Genomic DNA, 17757 nt, shown 5'->3' with positions numbered 1-17757 from the left:
GAGAAAACTTGCCGCCGAGAATCTGACCTCAACCCTGGGAGGCAAAGGTGCCCTCACGCAGTTCACTGTCATCCGGTCCGCACACGAGCGTGACAGTCGTCCACGACAAAGGACTCAAACGCGATATCGGCAAGACCGGGCTGCTCTTCACCGGAGTCGGGTCGATCATCGGTTCCGGTTGGCTCTTCGGTGCCTTCGACGCCGCGAGCATGGCCGGCCCAGCCGCGATCCTGTCCTGGGCCCTGGGCGCGGTCCTCATTGTCTTCGTCGCCCTCAACTACTCCGAACTCGGTGTCATGTTCCCCGTCGCCGGCGGTGTCGTGCGCTACCCGCACTATGCCTTCGGTTCGTTCGCCAGCTACACCAGCGGGTGGATCACGTGGCTGTCGGCGGCGGGAACCGTCGGCATCGAGGTGCTTGCGGCCGTTCAGTACGCCTCGAGCTATATGCCGTGGCTGATGGAGACGAAGGAAGGGGTGCTCGTCCTCACTGTGCCGGGCATCTTCGTGAGCATCGCGATGGTCGCGGTCTTCTGCATCATCAACATGTTCGGGGTGAAGTTCTTCGCTCAGTTCAACAACGTGCTCGTGTGGTGGAAGCTGCTCGTCATCGTCCTCGTGTTCGTCGGCCTCGCGTTGCTGGCCTTCAACCCCGGCCACTTCCACATGCCCGAGTTCGGCGGTTTCGCCCCCAACGGCATCGCACCGATCTTCGCAGCCCTGCCCGCGGCGGGCATCGTCTTCTCCTACCTCGGGTTCCGCCAGGGTGTGGAGTTTGCCGGCGAGACGAAGAACCCCCAGAAGAATGTGCCCTTCGCCGTCATCGGTTCGATCGTGCTCACCGGCATCATCTACATCCTCCTGCAGATCGCGTTCATCGGAGCTATCCCCACCGATCTGCTCAAGGACGGCTGGGGCGGACTGTCGTTCTCGAATTCGGCAGGACCGTGGGCAGAGATCGCGATCATGCTCGGGGCGATGTGGCTGGCGATCATCCTCTATATCGACGCCGTCGTCTCCCCGGCCGACACCGGCTTGATCTTCACCGCGCTCACCCCGCGACTGTCGTACTCGCAGGCACGCGTGGGCAATGCCCCGAGTGCAATGACGAAGCTGAACAAGAAGGGCATCCCGTGGTTCGGTCTGGTGGTGACGTTCATCGTCGCCTGCTTCCTGTTCTTCCCATTCCCGTCGTGGGCGAAGATGGTCGGCTTCATCACCTCCGGCACCGTCATCTCCTTCGGGTCCGGGCCGGTCACGGTGGCGGCTCTGCGCCGGCAGCTGCCCAATCAGGAACGCCCTTTCCGCCTGCCCGGCGGAGACCTCCTGCCGTTTCTCGGGTTCCTTGCCGCGAATCTCATTGTCTTCTGGACCGGCTGGGATACGAACTGGAAGCTGTTCCTGGCGATGGTGCTCGGTTACGTGGTCCTCGGTCTGCACTATGCCTTCAGCGACCGCAGCAAGATCCCGCCGCTGCAGTTCAAATCCGGCTGGTGGATGATCCTGTGGCTCGGCGGTCTGGCCGTGCTCAGCCTGCTGAGCAACTATGGCGAGGGTGCCATGGGCGTACTCACGTTCGGATGGGGCGAGCTGGTCTGCACCGTTTTCACCGCCATCGTCTTCTACGTCGGCATCAAGACCCGCCTGAAGTCGGACGAAGTCGTCGCCAACGTCGAGAACACCAAGGAGACCAGCGCGGAGCATATCGACGGGGAGTGATCCAATTCCTCGCCCTCGCCGAGGTGGCCCGACGTTGACGTCATCGTCTATCACAGGGACTTCGAATTCGACGAGGCCAAGAAGGTCATCAAGGATCACGAAGGTCCCGTCGGCCTCATCGGGCATACGTAGGGCAAGGTGCTGGCGACTATCGGGCATATCCTCATCGGTCAGACCGCCGGGGTGCCCGCCTGACCGCGGGCTCGGCCTCAGGGAGCCGAGACCGCGGCCGCTGGGGACTGGGAGGGGCGTCGGTTCTGGTTCGGCGGCCCCGTCGTTCAACGACGAATCAGGTTATCGATGCGCGGCAGTATCGAAAACCTGATTTGTCGTTGAATGAGTTCTACGGCCCGGCCGATACTTTGGTGAGTGGCCCCTGATTCGAAGATCTCGGTGGCCTCGTTCGCTGGCTCTGCATGCGTCAGCCGGACGGTGCCACCCCGCCGAGGCTGCCGAGATTCACCGAACGCCCGCGGCCGGAGGGGGCGCACGGCCGGATCCCCACTGTCCTCTGAATCGTGACGCTTGCGGTCCCTGAGCCCTTGACATTCTAATGTTAGTGACTAACATTAAAGGATGAGTCGATGGCAGAAGACACATGAAACACTGGCGGGCGCAGCTCTGCAGCTGTTCCTCGATCAGGGGTTCGCCGGGACCGGCACCGCGCAGATTGCGGACCGGGCCGGGGTGAGCGAGATGACGCTCTTCCGCCACTTCCCAACGAAGGAAGCTCTGCTGCTCGAGGACCCCTTCGACCCTCGCATCGCCGAGGCTGTGCGGACCCGCCCGCCTGACGAGCCGCCCCTGCGCGCTGTCACCGAAGGGATCCGAGAAGTCTGGGCCACAGTCGCCGCCGACGAGGTCTCATCCCTGCGTCAACGTCTGCGCCTCATCGCAGAGACTCCCGGTCTGACCGGTGCGCTCGAGCGGGGTAGCGCCGCCACCGTCGACGCGATCGCTGCCGCACTGTCGGAACGGAACGTGGCGGCCGCCTCGGCGAGGGTCGTCGCGGCTGCGGTCATCGCAGGACTGAGTGCGGCCCTGCTCGACTGGGCGGTGTCGGACTCGGTGGCGCTCGGCGCGGCCATCGAAGAGGCACTGAACGTGCTGGAGGCGAAGTGAGATGCTCGAATTCTCCCGCGTCGGCTACCGGTTCCCCGGCGGGGATGGGGTCGCTGACCTGACGTTCGCTGTCCGACCCGGTGAGGTCGTTGCTCTCATCGGACTCAACGGGGCCGGCAAGACCACGCTCATGCGCCTCGGCCTCGGCATGCTGCGTGCCCAACACGGCGAGGTGCGGCTCTTCGGCCACCCGCTCAACCGGATGCCCACCGAGTCCTGGGCCCGGGTCGGGGTCCTCATCGAGACGCCGCTGGCATACCCGGAACTCAGTGTCGTCGAGAACCTCCGCATCGCCTCGCTGCTCCACCACGGGAGTCCGGGCCAGCCGGACCAAGCGATGGAGACCTGGCAGCTGAGCGCCCTCAGCCGTCGACGAGTGCGTCGGCTGTCCCTGGGCAACAAGCAGAGGGTCGGGCTGGCCGCGGCCATGCAGCACGATCCGAGCCTCATCATCCTCGACGAGCCGACCAACGCCCTCGACCCCGCCTCCGTGATCCTCCTGCGCGAGCAGCTCCTCGATCGGGCGGAAAACGGCGCGGCCGTGCTGGTGAGCAGCCATCATCTCGACGAGGTGGCCCGCATCGCCGATCGGGTGCTGCTGATCAACGCCGGTCGGCTCATCGGCGAACTCGACACGACGGGTCCGGACCTCGAACGCACCTTCTTCGACCGCATCCGCATCGACGACGACAATCGGAGACTCGCCGAGGAGACCGTGTGATGAGTGCTGCCGTGCGGGTTGAGGCCCTGAAGATGCTCCGGTCCCCGGTGGGTGCGATCACCGCCGTCACGTTGGTGCTGGGACTGTGCGGACTGCTCATCGTCATCACGTTCGGTGCGTCCAGTGGGCAACCGCAGCTGATGGCCAAGCTCGGGCCTGCCGCCGCGCCGGACTGGGCAGGACTGATGGCTGGGGCCGAGCAGGTCGTGTCCGTGGCCTCGCTGCTCGCCTGCGGGGTCGTCGTGGCGTGGCTCTTCGGCCGCGAATTCGCCGACGGGACCATCGTCGGGCTCTTCGCCCTGCCGGTCGGCCGTGCGCCGATCGCCGTGGCCAAACTTCTTGTCTTCCTCGCTTGGGCTGTGCTCGTCGGGCTGCTGCTGAGCGTGTGTGTGGCTGTCCTGGGTCTCGTCTTCGGCTACGGAATGCCCGATTCCGCGGTGGGGGAGAGCCTGCTTCGACTGTGGCTGCTGACGGTGCTCAGCGGACTCCTCGTCATTCCCGTCGCGTGGGTGGCGACCCTGACGAGATCACTGCTGGCGGCGATCGGCTGCACGATCGGGCTCGTCGTCATCGCCCAGATCTCCGCGCTCGCAGGACTCGACGGATGGATGCCGATCGCCGCACCGGCCCTGTGGGCCATAGGCTCGGATCCGACCGTGACCGGGGTGCAGCTGTTGCTGGTGCCGGTCTTCGGCCTCGTGTTCGCCGGTCTCACCGCCCTCGCCTGGGCCAGGCTCCAGCTGCGCCGCTGAGCCTGCGACGGCAACCAGCGCCGAGGCGATCCGAGGTCACGCTCCGATGCGGAATGGCGTCATGTCCACCCGCTGCCGGCGGAAACCGACGCCCTCTGAGCGAAGCAGCTTTGGTGCGGTGCCGCCGTGGCAGTGCGCGGCGGTGCCGTCGGCGTAGACGACGCGCCACCACGGTCCGGAGTCGGATTCCTGGGCGACGAGACGTCCGGCTTGGCGAGCTCCGATGCCGACAGCCTCGGCGATGTCGCCGTAGGTGGCCACGCGGCCGGCGGGAACGGACCGCATGGTCTTCACGACAGCGGCACGGAGCCGCTGCCGCTCGGCCGCGGTTTCGAGGCTCGGGTCAGTGTGCGTGGTTGTGTCCGTTGAGAGTGTCCAGCGCCAGCGTCGAGTGCGCATAGGCTCCTCCGGCGCGCATTTCGGCGGCGACCCAGATCGCTTCCATGATCTGTTCGTCGGTGGCTCCGGCCTTCGACGCCACGCGTGTGTGGCCCTTGATGCAGTAGGGGCACTGGGTGACGTGTGCGACGGCAACGGCGATGAGCTGTTTCGTCTGGCCATCGAGCGCCCCGTCTGCGAAGACGGCCTTGCTGAAGGCTTCGAATGCGTCATTGGGTCCCGGTGCGAGCTTCTTCCGCTGAGCGGCGATCTCGGGAGTGGCCTGAGGGTAGAGCGAATCCGACATTGTGAATTTCCTTGGTCGTCAAGGCGTCGTCAGAATCCGAATCGGATGGTGAGGCGCTGGATCTGTTTTCACCATAGACCTCACCGCTGACGCACACCAGACCGACCTCACACTCGTGATCGTCGGCAGCCGACCGGTCCGACCCTGTGCCGCCCCCACCCTGGAGCAGTGCGTCAGCCCTCGCTGCCCTCCGCAAACCGCACAAAGTACTCAAGCGCCTCAAACGAATCCACAGCATCGGGATTCGCCACACGATCCAACGCATGCCCCTGGATGAGCCGCTTGACCGGCACTTCGAGCTTCTTGCCCGTGCGGGTGTGGGGGGATCGCGGGCACGGTGATTCGGGGCACTTCAGGCCCTACCTCATCCTCGCCTGACCAGGAACAACGGTGGAACTACTGTGCCGCCGTCTCGGTCGGCACCACCATGACCGGTCCCCGCGCGCGATTGAGCAGCTCGCGGCTGACCGAACCGAGCAGTGTGCTTTTCATCGCGCCATGGCCGCGAGTGCCGACCACTGTCAGCTGTGCAGCACGGGTCTTCGCTTCGAGAAGATCGCCCGGGGCGCCGAGTTCGACGTCGGCAGTAATCTCGAGGTGCGAATGACGTTGACGCAGCCAGGCGATCTCCCTTTCCACCGATGCCCGCAGATTGCTCTGACGGCGCTCAGTGATGGTCTCGAACTCCTCGAGTTCCGGGTACCAGTACTTCCACTCCCTCAGCAGCGGCATCGCTGTCAGGACCTGCAGCGGAGCCGCGAAAAGCTCCGCCTGCCGTGCTGCGAGGAGCAACACAATGCGACTGCGCTCGGACAGGTCGATTCCAGCGACCACCGGTCCGGTGTCTCGAGCGTGGGCGAAGAGTTCAGGGCCCTGCCCGGCTTCCGGCAGATAGTCCTTCGGGACGACCACAGTGGGGCACTGCGACCGGGCGGGAAGCGCCGCGGCGACCGAACCGAGGAGCTGGCCGATGAAGCCGCCGCGACCGTGGGAGCCGACTACGACCGTCTGCGCACGCCCGCTGAGTTCGGTGAGAACTCCGGTCGGGCTGCCTTCTGCCGACGAGAACGTGACCTTTCCCGGGTAGTCGCGCAGATACTTTCGGGCGTCATCGAGGACCTTTTCGGCACGATCCCGTTCGGCGCGGGCTTCAGGCGTGACCAGAATTGCCGGCTCACCGGTGTACATCATCGGAGGAAGCCGATAGACGGCCACGACCGTGAGAGCCGTGTTGCTGCTCAGCGCTTTGACAGCGGCGAAATGCAGCGCGCACCTGGCATGGGCCGAGCCGTCGACGCCGACCAGGACACCGAGGTCGCGGTCGGAGGAAGCGAAAGGAACTCGATCGTTCATGACCAGAACTTAAGGTTGTGATCGGGGAGGAACGATCATCACCGGGCCCTGAGCCCTGTTGAGCACACCGCGAGAGACGGAACCGAGCAGCGCGCTTCGCACCGCACCGCGGCCTCTGCTGCCGACCACGGTCAGCTGCGCTGTCGCGGTTCGGTCAGTGATGGCGTCGATCACCTGGCCGCTTTCGACATCGATGGAGATCTCCAGATTCGGGTGATCTTCGAAAAGCCACGAGTGGTCGGCTCTGATCGTCTTCTCGAGATCGCTCCTGCGCCTCAGGCTCGTTTCGTTCTGGAGCTGAACGTCGGGGTACCAGTACAGCCATTCCTCCGCCAGCGGCATGATCATGAGGATGCTGAGAGAAGCGGATGTCTCCTCTGCCACCTGCGCTGCCTGCGTGAGGACCTCGGCGCTCGGCGCCGAACCATCGATCGCGGCGACGATCGGACCGCCCGGCTTCTGCTCGACGAATTTCTCGTTCTTCGCGTCTGCCTCCGTCGAGTCGGTTCCGGGGATCACGATCGTGGGGCAGTGGGCGTGAGCAGGAAGCGCCGCGGCAACCGAACCGAGAAGCTGCCCGATGAAGCCACCACGTCCGCGAGCCCCGACAACGACCAGTCGGGCTTGCTTGGAGAGGTCGGCGAGGACGCCGGTGGGGTTGCCCTCGGCGACGGCGAGGATGAGGTCGCCTGCGTAGTCGTCAAGATACTTCTCGGCCACATCGAGTGTGGCTTCGGCGTTCTTGCGTCGTGCGCGATCCTCCGGCTCTGAGGGCAGAGAGGCCATATTGGGGTAGATCGGGACCGGGACCGCATAGGCGGTGACGACGGTCAGGGTCGTTTTCCGGCGAAGCGCTTCGCTCGCGCCGAACTGCAGAGCCGATCTGGCGTGGTCAGAGCCGTCGAATCCGACCAGAACTCCAAGATCACGGGTGCGCAGATCAGCGGCTGTTACGTCCTCGTACATCATGAACCTCCTGCCGGGGTTGCTCAGATCCGGAGCGACGGCGACAACCCCGAAGCGAAAACACCGTCGTCCGGCTCCAGCATACCAAAGTTTTCTACACTATGTAGAAAAGGCGGTGTCGACCGCCTTATTGCGCGGCCGCGTTCGGGACGATCAGCACGGGCGACTTCGCCTGATTGAGCACACTCCGGCTGACCGACCCCAGAAGCAGGCTGGCCACCCCTCCTCGACCTCGGGTGCCCAGTACGACGAGTGCTGCTGTGCGTGTTGCTTCAATCAGTGTGGCCGCTGCCGAGCCCTCTGCCAGCTCGGGGCGTACTGTCAGTCCTTCGTGATGGTCCGTAACGGCATCCACCAACTCTTCGAGATGGTGTGCGTATGCACGATCAGTCGGAGCAGAGTCCTCGGCACCAGCGCCACGCGAGGCTCCCGCATCAGCGGGGACGGCTGATACGAAAGCGAGCCGACGGCCGCTCAATTCTGCAGCATGTGCGGCAACCTCTGCGACCGGAAGAGCAGACGAACCCATGTCGACTCCAGCGACGACTTCGTCTTCGAAACTCAACCGATTGTGCTGGCCCTCCGAGGCGGATCCACCAAGGTTCTCCCGTGCTGGCACATCGTCGGCGAGGTCTGAGTCCTGGAATGGCACCACCAGTACGGGGCAATGCGAACGCGCAACGAATGCACCCGACACTGTGCCCAGCAGTCGGCTCGCCAGCCGGTTGCGGCCGCGTTTGCCGACGACTGCCAAACGCGAGTAGCGGCTGGCTTCGGCGAGGACTTCTCCCGCGTCTCCCTCGATGGCTTGGGCGGATGCCTCGACGCCTGCGCTCCGTGCCTGTGCGGCAAATTCTTCGAGCAGTTCCTGCGTCGAATTCCCGATGCTGCGGTGGTGATCGTCGGAGATCGTCGGGGCGTGCCGGCGTGGGATCACCGGGACACTGTAGGCACCGACGACCCGGATCGAACAGTTGTGCTCCTGTGCGATGGTGACGGCAGTCGTGAACGCTTGGCGGCTGTTGTCCGATCCGTCCACTCCGATCAAAATATCCGCCGGTGGGAGGGTGAAGAGAGCAGTCATAGCCTCACCGTACGCGAAATGCCCGGTTCCGGAGAGAGGCACCTCGCCGAGGCAGCTCCCCCGGCCAACCCGGCACTCAGCCCGGGCCCGCCCTCGACTCGGTTGCGTCAGGACTCAGTCGGCGGAGTCGCTGTCCTTCGCGAACCGCACAAAGTACGTCAGCGCCTCGAACGAATCCACAGCATCCGGGTTCGCCACCTTCTCCAACGCATGCCCCTGGACGAGCCGCTTGACCGGCACCTCAAGCTTCTTACCCGTGCGGGTGTGGGGGATCGCGGGGACCGCGATGATGTCATCGGGCACATGCCGGGGCGACGCCTTGGACCGCAGATCCTGAGCGATCCGCGACCGCAGCGCGTCGTCAAGAACAACGCCCGAAGCCAGGACGACGAAAAGCGGCATCCAATACCCGCCGTCCGGCTGCTCGACTCCGATGACGAGAGATTCGGCCACCTCGGTGATGTCATCGACGACGTCGTAGATGTCGGCGCTGCCCAGGCGCACGCCGCGACGGTTGAGGGTGGCGTCCGAGCGTCCGGAGATGATGACGCTGCCGCGTTCGGTGATCGTGATCCAATCGCCGTGGCGCCATACTCCAGGAAACATCGAGAAGTACGAGTCGTAGTAGCGCTGCCCGTCCGGGTCGTTCCAGAACTTCACCGGCATCGACGGCATCGGGGCGGTGATGACCATTTCCCCGACCTCACCGATGAGTGGGCTGCCGTCATCGTCCCAGGACTCCAGCGCCACTCCGAGGATCGGTGCGGACAGTTCGCCCGCCCACACTTCGAGGTTCGGGGCCGGACCGGCGAAGCCGCTGACGACGTCCGTGCCCCCGCTCACGGAGCCCAGCTGCACGCGCTCGCCGACGGCATCGCGGACCCAGGGGAAGCAGTGGGCCGGCACCGGTGCACCGGTGGCGCCGATCGTCCGGAGCGCCGAGAGGTTCAGTTCTTCGCCGGGTTTCAGATCGGCCTTTAACCCAGCAAGAAGAATTCCTGGACTCAGCCCGAGGACATTTGCCTGTGTGTCAGAGGCGATCTCCCACAGCCGTCGTGGTCCCGGATACAGGGGGCTCCCATCATAGAGGACCGTCGTCGCGCCGGTCAGCAGTGCGGAGGTCGCCAGATTCCACATCACCCAGTTCGTGTTCGTGTACCAGAACAGACGGTCACCCGGCCGCAGGTCCAGCTGCAGCCCCATCAGTCGGAGATGATCGAGGACGACTCCGCCATGGCTGTGCACGATCCCCTTTGGAATTCCTGTGGTGCCCGAGGAGTAGAGCACCCACAGCGGAGTATCGAACTCGACTCGGACGAAGTCGAGCGCAGTATCATCGCAGGCGATGTCGTCCCAGGCGACGAGCTCAGTCAACGGATGCTGTCCGTCCAACGCGCCAGCACCGAGGTTGTCGATCCCGACGACTGCCCGCAGCGACGGGATCCGTGTCGCCAAGTTCACAACCTGGTCACGGCGGTCGAAGGCCGTGCCGTTCCAGAGATAGCCGTCGGCGGCGAAGAGGACCTTCGGTTCGAGTTGACCGAGTTTCGCCGCGGCTCCTTCGGCGGCATAGTCCTGGGCGCAGGCCGACCAGATGGCACCGATGGAGGCGGAGGCGAGGAAGGCGATGAGTGTGTGGTGGGTGTTCGGCAGGTAGCCGACGACGCGGTCGCCCTGTCCGACTCCTTGGCTTCGCAGCCATGCGGCGACGGAGCCGACTTGGCGGTGCAGCTCACGCCATGTGATTTCGGTCCGGTTGCCGTCTTCGGTGATGGTGATGATTGCCGGTTCGTCGGCGAGGTCGTCGTCGAGTGCGGCGCGCAGGGCGTGTTCGGCGTAGTTGAGGCGGGTGCCGGGGAACCAGGTGGCGCCGGGCATAGAACTGTCGGCGAGGACTTCGGTATAAGGTTCGTCAGAGATGACGTCGAAGAAGTCCCAGACCGCACCCCAGAACCCGTCGAGGTCGTCCACCGACCAGCGCCACAGATCGTCGTAGTTGACCATGTCCTGCCCCGAGCGCTGGTTTGCGAATTCGGTGAAGTCAAGGATCTGCGGGCGCGGGGTCTGGTCGGGACTCGGACGCCAGATCGGTTCAGCGGTCAATTTTTCTCCTCAGTTCAGCGCGTCGGTGGGTCAAAGGGGACGGAAGATTCGGACACAGGAACGAGCTGGACTCGCTCTGAATACGAGGTTGTTTGCCGAAGCTATTCCCGCCTTCGCGTATTTCAGGGGCCCCGCCGCTTGCGCGGCCGGAGCTTGGGGCGACAGGTTTCAGCCGATCGCGGCGAGCGCCAGCAGGTAGGCACTGACTACGCCGATCATAATAAGTACCGGCGGCACCGTGTAGCCGACGACTTCACCGAATTTCATCTTGAAGTTCGCCAGATAAGGCAGGGCGAAGAAAGGAATGAGCAGATTGAACACGGCGTCGCCCATCTGGTAAGCCTGCATCACGAGGCTGAGGTCTGCGTGCAAGTCGAGAGTGGTGGGCACGATATAGGGAGCCTCGATGACGAATTTGGAACCGCCCGAGGGCACCGCGATATTGAGGATTCCCGAGTAGATGAACGCGATGAACGGCCAGGTCGTCGCCGAGGAGATCGCTGTGAAAGCCTGGGAGATGACCACCCCGAGGCCCGTGGCGCTGATGAGACCGAAGATTCCTGCGTAGAACGGAAACTGCAGGATGAACCCCCAAGTGCCGGCGATGCCTTCCCTGACCAGACCTGCGTAGTACTCAGGACCTTGGTTGGCACAGAGCAGGATCCCCAGGGAAAGGAATAGGAAATTGTACGCATTGAGATCGAGGCCGGCGACCCCGGTTGCCGCGATGTTGAGCACGCTGTAGACAAGCCCTACTCCGCCGATGACCACCATGACGATTCGACTCGCATTAGCCTTCTGAGCTGGAGTCGAACGTTCGACGACCGTCGCCGAGGCTCCGGACTCGATCTCGTCGAAGACCGATTCATCGACCTGTTTCATCTTCGCCGGGTCCTTGGGGTGCATGAGCAGCATGAAGACGATCCCGACGATCATGCACACGAGAAGCAGAAGGCCGAAGTCGAGTCGGACGACCGTGTCGGTCAGCGGTACCGTCACCGGAGTCGCCTCGAGGTGGGTCTGCGGAACCAGATCTCGCAGGTAGTCGGGAGTGGCGGCATAGAGTACGGCTGCGCCTGACATACCGGCCGCTCCGGGGACCATGCACATGAATAGTGTTGCAACGAGGACCGGCGCGTGAATTCTGATGTCGCGCTTCTTCGCCTCGGCGAGGAGTTCTTTGCCCAGAACGATTCCGCCCATCATCCCCAGGCCCCAGTGGACGAAACCAAGGAGTGCCCCCACGACACCGGCGAGGATGATCACCTGCGACCGAGTCTTGGGCAGGCGTGCCACCCGTGTGAGCAGACGTTTGGCAGGGGGAGAGGTTGCGACGGCATTGCCCGTCGCCAGCAGCACAGTCATCTGCATGGTGAATTCGAGAAGGTTCCAGAACGAATCGGTCCACGACGAGATGATGGTGACGGTGTCGGAATCTGACGACCACAGAGGGGTTCCGGTGAGGAAGAAGGCCAAAGCGCCGACGATGAGCGTGAGAGCCAGGCAGATGACGAACGAGTCTGGCATCCAGCGAATGAACCAGGCGAGGTATCTGTCGAGGAATCGGGGCTTGTTGTCGAATCTCGTCATTGAGGTCATTTCGGTATTTCTCCTTGCTGACGGTGAAGCGGGTCAGATACGGGGTGAGTCCGAGGACATGGTGTGCTCGTAGCGAAGCACTTTCTTGTTGATCTTGCCGACCGCCGTGGTCGGAAGAACATCTGTGAAATGTACGTACTTCGGTCGCTTATAGCTTGCGAGTACGGCCCGTGAAGCTGCGATGACATCATCCTCGGTCGCGTCCTCGTTGGCAGGGACGACGTAGGCGGTGACGGCTTCACCCCAATCCGGGTGGGGAATGCCGACGACGGCGACGTCTCGGACCTCCTCAAGTGTCGACAGGGCCTGTTCGACCTCGCTGGCATAGACATTCAGCCCGCCGGTGATGATCATGTCCTTCTTACGATCGACGAGGTAAAGGTAGCCATCCGGATCCAGATATCCGAGGTCGCCGGTGTGCAGCCAGCCCTCGCGCAGCGTCTCGTCCGTGGCCTCAGGTCTGTTCCAGTACCGGTCCATGACGTAGGGGGCGGCCGCGATGACCTCACCGACCTCATTCGGCTCACAGTCCGTGCCGTCCTCGTGAACTATGCGCATCGAGGCCATGAGCGCACTCTGTCCGCAGCTGCGCAGCCGATGCGGGAACCGATCGACATCGTGGTCGTGGCGCCGCAGTCGGGTCAGGAAGTTGGGAGCTTCTGTCTGACCATACAGCTGCATGAATACTGGACCGAACATGGTCAGTCCCTGCCGCAGTCGTTCTTCTGAGATGGGGGAGGCACCATAGAGGATTGTTCTCAGAGACCGAGAATTGAAGTCGCCGCGCTCTGCGACGGCATCAAGGAGCCTGTTGATCATGGTCGGCACCAAGAAGAGGTAGGTGACTCCAGCAGACTCGACCTTTTCCAGAGTGGTGGCGAGGTCGAACTGCGACATGACCTCGACGATCGCCCCCTGGAGCAGAGCAGTCATCGCGAGGACACCGGCGCTGTGGGGCAGCGGAGAGGACAGGAGCAGATGGTCATCGGCGGTGATCTCGGTTTCGATGACGTGGGCGAGCATATTTGCGACGACTCCCCGCTGGAGGTGGACCACACCCTTCGGTCGCCCCGTGGTACCGCCGGTGTACATGATGAGCGAAAGATCGTCCGCTGTGGTCGCAGTTGTCAGTCGATCGGAGGGCCCGTGATCAATGTCGGAAGGTGCGGCCTCAACCTTCTTATCGTCGGTGGCTTCGAGCACGATGGCCTCCGGCCCGCTTCCGTCCTGAGACGATGTCGCCTCCCGGAGATGAGCCGGGGTGGTGAGCACGACTTCCGCTCCAGAGTCGGCGAGAATGAACTCGACCTCGGCTTCCGAGAGCATCAGATTGATCGGCACCTTAGCTGCGCCGACGGCAATGATCGCCAGGTCGGCGATGAGATATTCAGCGCTGTTGGGAAGCAGGATCGCAACAGGATCTGATGGTCTGATGCCGCGATCGATGAGCGCATCGGCGACAACAAGTGCTGCCTCGTGAAGTTCTCTGTAGGTCCATGTTCTGCCGTCCGCGATGACGGCGCTGCGGTTTCCGTGCTTCCGAATGGCAGGGAGAACTAGGTCGCGAGTGGTAGCGAGCGGCATTGTTCGAATCCTCTTCCTCTTCGCTGAGTCGTGAGTGATGTTGATCACGCACTCCGGCAGTCTTCCGGATCCGAGCGATTGGGGCTATGTGAGGATCTGACAGTTTCCGGCCATGGCGCTGTCAGCGTCTGACACTCAGCAATTTCTGCTCCGTAAGCGTTCTGAGGACCGCGACCATGCGAATCGCTGTCTCCGCGCGGTAACGGCCGTCCGCCTGGTCGAACTTGAGGTCGAGAAGCTCTTCGATCCGGGCGATGCGATTGCGCACAGTGTTGTAGTGCAAGTGCAGCTCACTCGCGGTGTCCCCGAGGTGACGATCGTTGGCCAGATAAGTCCGCACGGTGCGCATGAAGTCGGTACCGCGACGCTGATCATGGTCGATGATCGGGCCGAAAGTGTCGTTGACCATCGCAGCGAGCTGCTCCTGGGGCATGCTCGCCAGGCCCTGCAAACCGAGCTTGCGGGCACTGAATATCCCTTTGTCCGCGGCACGGGGGTCCGAGATGCCGATGGCGCAGGCCGCAGCCGCTTCATCGTAAGAAACTGAGATCTCGTGCGGGCGGCGCGAGCGACGGCCGACGCCAGCGACAAATCTCGGTCCTCCGTGTTCTGCACCATCGGTCCCGGGGCGTCTGTGTCGTTCCTCCTCGCGAATAAGCAGCTCCTTAAACTGCCTGATCAGATACTCTTCCGGGCGATGGTCCTCGACCACAATGACGAGAGAGGAATCACGGTGGTCGATGAGCAGCTGAGGGAAAGTCGTACGCAAGTCGGTATGGAATCGGGCGGACAGGCGATTGGAGGCAGCGAGCGATTCGACGACGATCACCCGCGCGCTGTCGGCTAGATGCGGGCGGCCGATGAGGGAGAGACGCCGGCGGAGGTGTTCGCTGTCGTTGAACCTCCCTGTGAGCAGGCTTTCGAGAAGCTCGCCACGCAGCTCCTCCCTCGCCTCGGCTCTTTCGCCCAGTCTGAGCAACTGCAGGCGGAGGGCACCGATTGCCAGGCTGATCGGTGTGTCTGCGGGGGAGGGATCCATATCTATTTGGTGGATGCGAAGCGACAGGTCACTCCGATTCCCGAGCTCACAGGTAAGTCGTGTTCCGGCACAGCCGATTTCATCTGGGCCGGCCGTATGAAGCGTGCGTCCGCGACCATCGTTGATCTGGATGTTGGCGTTGAGGAAGACAGCAGCGACCTCGAGAGCGGAGTCGATCTCTCCCGTATTGGTCAGCGCCCCGATGAATTCCGATGACGATTGCAGAGCGGATTCCGCGCCGATTGCCTTCCTCTGCAGGCTGCGCACGGTTCGTTCCGCCTCACGGAGCAGAGTCAGCTGATGCAGTCGCATCGATAGCCGGCGGGCTGTAGTTTCAAGATGGTCGACATCTCGGGGAGTCCACTCTCGCAACTCTCGGTGTGCTGCATAGATGACTCCTGTCGGCTGACCGGCGGCCGTGAGCGGAGTGACCAGGACCGTAGCGATCCTCTCGTTGTCGATGAGTCGTTTCGCCGGCACGCGACGAGAATCGTGGAGGTAGTTGCTGCTCCTCTGCGTTCGGGCCAGGGAGACTGCCCGACCGCCGATTCCGTCGCCGACAGCAAGACGCCAGACGGTCGACATCTCCGGAGTCGTCAACCCATGATGGGCACCCATATGAAGCTGATCGTCTGCTTCGACCAGGCCAGTCCACGAGATGTCACAGCACAGTGCTTCGCTGACATAGCCGACCGCGCTCTGCATTGCCTGCGCCAGGGTGTTCGCAGCCAGCAGTGATGAGAGGAATCGTTCCCATGCAGCAGTCATTTACACCCGATCGTCTGTGAACCACCCCTGATCTACCTATCCTAAACAAGACTCAGACAGGAACGGGCCACCGAGAAGCGTCAAAAGTTCACGCGGATGGGTTTCTGCTGATACCGCGCCGTGATCTGCGCGAGGATGCGTCTGGCCCAGGAGTTTGCCGAGGCGTCCCGACTGCATCCGTCGAGCCGACCCGGCCATGGTCGCTACTTTGACTTAGTCTTCCGCCCCCTCCGCGAACCGCACAAAGTACGTCAGCGCTTCGAACGAATCCACGGCATCGGGATTCGCCACCTTCTCGAGGGCATGCCCCTGGATGAGCCGTTTGACCGGCACCTCGAGCTTCTTGCCCGTGCGGGTGTGGGGGATCGCGGGCACGGCGATGATGTCATCGGGCACATGCCGCGGCGAGGCCTTCTCTCGCAGATCTCCAGCGATCCGCGACCGCAGCGCATCATCAAGAACAACGCCGGAAGCCAGCACGACGAACAGCGGCATCCAGTATCCGCCGCCCGGCTGTTCGGCACCGATGACCAGGGATTCGGCCACCTCGGGGATGCCGTCGACGATGTCGTAGATGTCGGCGCTGCCCAGGCGGACACCGTGCCGGTTGAGGGTGGCGTCCGAGCGTCCGGAGATGATGACGCTGCCGCGTTCGGTGATCGTGATCCAGTCGCCGTGGCGCCATACTCCGGGGAACATCGAGAAGTAGGTGTCGCGGTAGCGCTGCCCGTCGGGGTCATTCCAGAACTTCACCGGCATCGACGGCATCGGGGCGGTGATGACCATCTCCCCGACCTCGCCGGTGAGCGGGTTGCCGTCATCGTCCCAGGACTCCAGGGCCACTCCCAGCAGCGGGGCGGACAGCTCGCCCTCCCATACCTCGAGGTTCGGCGCGGACCCGGCGAATCCGCTGACCACGTCCGTGCCTCCGCTCGTCGAGGCCAGCTGCACGCGCTCGCCGACGGCGTCGCGGACCCAGGGGAAGCAGTGGGCGGGAACAGGAGCACCGGTGGCGCCGATGGTCCGCAGTGAGCTCAGGTCCAGTTCCTTACCGGGTTCGAGTCCGGCTTTCATCCCGGCGAGGAAGATCCCCGGGCTGACCCCGAGGACATTGACGTGCGTGTCCGCTGCGATCTCCCACAGCCGGCCCGGTCCGGGGTAGAGGGGGCTGCCGTCGAAGCAGACGGTGGTGATGCCCGCCAACAGTGCTGAGGCGACGAGGTTCCACATCATCCAGTTTGTGTTCGTGTACCAGAAGAACCGGTCACCCGGTCGCAGATCGAGGTGGAGACCGAACAGGCGGAGATGGTCGATGACGACCCCTCCGTGGCTGTGCACGATCCCCTTGGGAATGCCTGTGGTCCCGGAGGAGTAGAGCACCCACAGCGGGGTATCGAAATCGACGCGAACGAACTCCGGCGGAGTATCGCCGGAGGAGATCTCGTCCCAGTCGGCAAGATTCGTGACCTCGTTGTCCTCATCGATGGCACCCACACCGAGGTTGCCGACCCCGACGACTGCCCGCAGCGACGGGATCCGTGTCGCCAAGTCCGCAACCTGGTCACGGCGGTCGAAGGCCTGGCCGTTCCAGAGGTAGCCGTCGGCGGCGAAGAGAACCTTCGGTTCGAGTTGGCCGAGTTTCGCCGCGGCTCCCTCGGCGGCATAGTCCTGGGCGCAGGCCGACCAGATGGCACCGAGCGAGGCGGAAGCGAGGAAAGCGACGAGGGTGTGGTGGGTGTTCGGGAGGTAGCCGACAACTCGGTCACCCTGCCCGACGCCCCGGTCGCGCAGCCATGCGGCGACGGAGCCGACCTGGCGGCGCAGCTCACGCCATGTGACCTCGGTTCGGTTGCCGTCTTCGGTGATGGTGATGGTGGCCGGTTCGTCGGCGAGGTCGTCGTCGAGTGCGGCGCGCAGTGCGTGTTCGGCGTAGTTGAGGCGGGTGCCGGGGAACCAGGTGGCGCCGGGCATGGACCGATCGGCGAGGGCTTCGGTGTAGGGCTTATCGGAGATGACGTTGAAGAAGTCCCAGACCGCACCCCAGAAGCCGTCGAGGTCGTCCACCGACCAGCGCCACAGATCGTCGTAGCTGACCATGTCCTGCCCAGAACGCTGGTTCGCGAATTCGGTGAAATCAAGGATCTGCGAGCGCGGGGTCTGGTCGGGGTTCGGACGCCAGATCGGTTCAGCGGTCAATTCTTCTCCTCGGTTCAGCACGTCGGTGGGCAGCAGCGAACGCGGTCTTCACCAGCCGGAACGAGGC

14 protein-coding genes and 1 pseudogene are annotated in these 17757 nt (G+C 63.7%); 4 read left to right on the top strand and 11 right to left on the bottom strand.

The window, feature by feature from the left end:
• Positions 1-47 precede the first annotated feature (47 nt).
• The 4 genes from ACPUD7_RS08710 (at position 48) to ACPUD7_RS08695 (ending at position 4313) form a co-directional block, all read left to right on the top strand.
• Positions 48-1718, top strand: coding sequence for an APC family permease (locus ACPUD7_RS08710; RefSeq protein WP_425119660.1), 1671 nt, complete (start codon positions 48-50; stop codon positions 1716-1718).
• Positions 1719-2294: 576 nt separating this feature from the next.
• The gene (locus tag ACPUD7_RS08705) at positions 2295-2840 is read left to right on the top strand and encodes a TetR/AcrR family transcriptional regulator (RefSeq protein WP_135542567.1); all 546 of its coding nucleotides are present in this window, start codon (positions 2295-2297) and stop codon (positions 2838-2840) included.
• Position 2841: 1 nt separating this feature from the next.
• Positions 2842-3561 (top strand): ABC transporter ATP-binding protein, encoded by a 720-nt coding sequence (locus tag ACPUD7_RS08700; protein WP_425119659.1) that lies wholly within the window; start codon positions 2842-2844, stop codon positions 3559-3561.
• Positions 3561-4313 carry an ABC transporter permease gene (locus ACPUD7_RS08695; RefSeq protein ID WP_425119658.1) on the top strand — a complete coding sequence of 251 codons (753 nt, stop codon included), beginning with the start codon at positions 3561-3563 and terminating at the stop codon, positions 4311-4313. Before ACPUD7_RS08700 ends, ACPUD7_RS08695 begins: the two co-directional genes overlap by 1 nt.
• A gap of 36 nt (positions 4314-4349) precedes the next feature.
• Here ACPUD7_RS08695 and ACPUD7_RS08690 read toward each other — a convergent pair whose 3' ends face one another.
• The 11 genes and pseudogenes from ACPUD7_RS08690 to ACPUD7_RS08640 form a co-directional block, all read right to left on the bottom strand.
• A complete protein-coding gene (locus ACPUD7_RS08690) occupies positions 4350-4712 on the bottom strand; it encodes an MGMT family protein (RefSeq protein WP_425119657.1) in 363 nt (120 codons plus the stop codon).
• Positions 4657-4998 carry a carboxymuconolactone decarboxylase family protein gene (locus ACPUD7_RS08685; RefSeq protein WP_425119656.1) on the bottom strand — a complete coding sequence of 114 codons (342 nt, stop codon included), beginning with the start codon at positions 4996-4998 and terminating at the stop codon, positions 4657-4659. The genes ACPUD7_RS08690 and ACPUD7_RS08685 overlap by 56 nt, the downstream gene beginning before the upstream one ends.
• 396 nt (positions 4999-5394) lie before the next feature.
• Positions 5395-6351 carry a universal stress protein gene (locus ACPUD7_RS08680; RefSeq protein WP_425119655.1) on the bottom strand — a complete coding sequence of 319 codons (957 nt, stop codon included), beginning with the start codon at positions 6349-6351 and terminating at the stop codon, positions 5395-5397.
• A 9-nt stretch (positions 6352-6360) separates the two neighbouring features.
• Entirely contained in the window at positions 6361-7317 is a 957-nt protein-coding gene (locus ACPUD7_RS08675) for a universal stress protein (protein WP_425119654.1), read from the bottom strand.
• Positions 7318-7444: 127 nt separating this feature from the next.
• A complete protein-coding gene (locus ACPUD7_RS08670) occupies positions 7445-8401 on the bottom strand; it encodes a universal stress protein (RefSeq protein ID WP_425119653.1) in 957 nt (318 codons plus the stop codon).
• 114 nt (positions 8402-8515) lie between these two features.
• Complete coding sequence (locus ACPUD7_RS08665; RefSeq protein ID WP_425119651.1) at positions 8516-10504, bottom strand: acetoacetate--CoA ligase; 1989 nt, start codon at positions 10502-10504, stop codon at positions 8516-8518.
• Positions 10505-10672: 168 nt separating this feature from the next.
• On the bottom strand, positions 10673-12103 hold the full coding sequence (locus ACPUD7_RS08660) for a TIGR00366 family protein (protein ID WP_425119649.1): 1431 nt from the start codon (positions 12101-12103) through the stop codon (positions 10673-10675).
• Between the two features lie 33 nt (positions 12104-12136).
• Positions 12137-13687 (bottom strand): class I adenylate-forming enzyme family protein, encoded by a 1551-nt coding sequence (locus ACPUD7_RS08655; protein WP_425119648.1) that lies wholly within the window; start codon positions 13685-13687, stop codon positions 12137-12139.
• A gap of 121 nt (positions 13688-13808) precedes the next feature.
• Complete coding sequence (locus ACPUD7_RS08650; protein ID WP_425119729.1) at positions 13809-14993, bottom strand: PucR family transcriptional regulator; 1185 nt, start codon at positions 14991-14993, stop codon at positions 13809-13811.
• A gap of 48 nt (positions 14994-15041) precedes the next feature.
• Positions 15042-15494: pseudogene (locus ACPUD7_RS08645) on the bottom strand (GAF domain-containing protein); the annotation flags it as partial.
• A gap of 213 nt (positions 15495-15707) precedes the next feature.
• Entirely contained in the window at positions 15708-17690 is a 1983-nt protein-coding gene (locus tag ACPUD7_RS08640; protein ID WP_425119647.1) for an acetoacetate--CoA ligase, read from the bottom strand.
• Positions 17691-17757: the final 67 nt, after the last annotated feature.

Origin of the sequence: Brevibacterium sp. FAM 24630, from assembly GCF_049804075.1 — a bacterium.
GTDB lineage: Bacteria > Actinomycetota > Actinomycetes > Actinomycetales > Brevibacteriaceae > Brevibacterium.
Note: the sequence above shows the minus strand (reverse complement) of the source record. Positions and strands in the feature narration are given on the sequence as shown.

What these genes read in the sequence shown, in the direction of transcription:
- ACPUD7_RS08655 (WP_425119648.1), bottom strand. Translation starts at nt 13,687, where the DNA reads ATGCCGCTCGCTACCACTCGCGACCTAGTTCTCCCTGCCATTCGGAAG.
- ACPUD7_RS08700 (WP_425119659.1), top strand. Translation starts at nt 2,842, where the DNA reads ATGCTCGAATTCTCCCGCGTCGGCTACCGGTTCCCCGGCGGGGATGGG.
- ACPUD7_RS08690 (WP_425119657.1), bottom strand. Translation starts at nt 4,712, where the DNA reads ATGCGCACTCGACGCTGGCGCTGGACACTCTCAACGGACACAACCACG.
- ACPUD7_RS08680 (WP_425119655.1), bottom strand. Translation starts at nt 6,351, where the DNA reads ATGAACGATCGAGTTCCTTTCGCTTCCTCCGACCGCGACCTCGGTGTC.
- ACPUD7_RS08695 (WP_425119658.1), top strand. Translation starts at nt 3,561, where the DNA reads ATGAGTGCTGCCGTGCGGGTTGAGGCCCTGAAGATGCTCCGGTCCCCG.
- ACPUD7_RS08675 (WP_425119654.1), bottom strand. Translation starts at nt 7,317, where the DNA reads ATGTACGAGGACGTAACAGCCGCTGATCTGCGCACCCGTGATCTTGGA.
- ACPUD7_RS08670 (WP_425119653.1), bottom strand. Translation starts at nt 8,401, where the DNA reads ATGACTGCTCTCTTCACCCTCCCACCGGCGGATATTTTGATCGGAGTG.
- ACPUD7_RS08685 (WP_425119656.1), bottom strand. Translation starts at nt 4,998, where the DNA reads ATGTCGGATTCGCTCTACCCTCAGGCCACTCCCGAGATCGCCGCTCAG.
- ACPUD7_RS08705 (WP_135542567.1), top strand. Translation starts at nt 2,295, where the DNA reads ATGAGTCGATGGCAGAAGACACATGAAACACTGGCGGGCGCAGCTCTG.
- ACPUD7_RS08660 (WP_425119649.1), bottom strand. Translation starts at nt 12,103, where the DNA reads ATGACCTCAATGACGAGATTCGACAACAAGCCCCGATTCCTCGACAGA.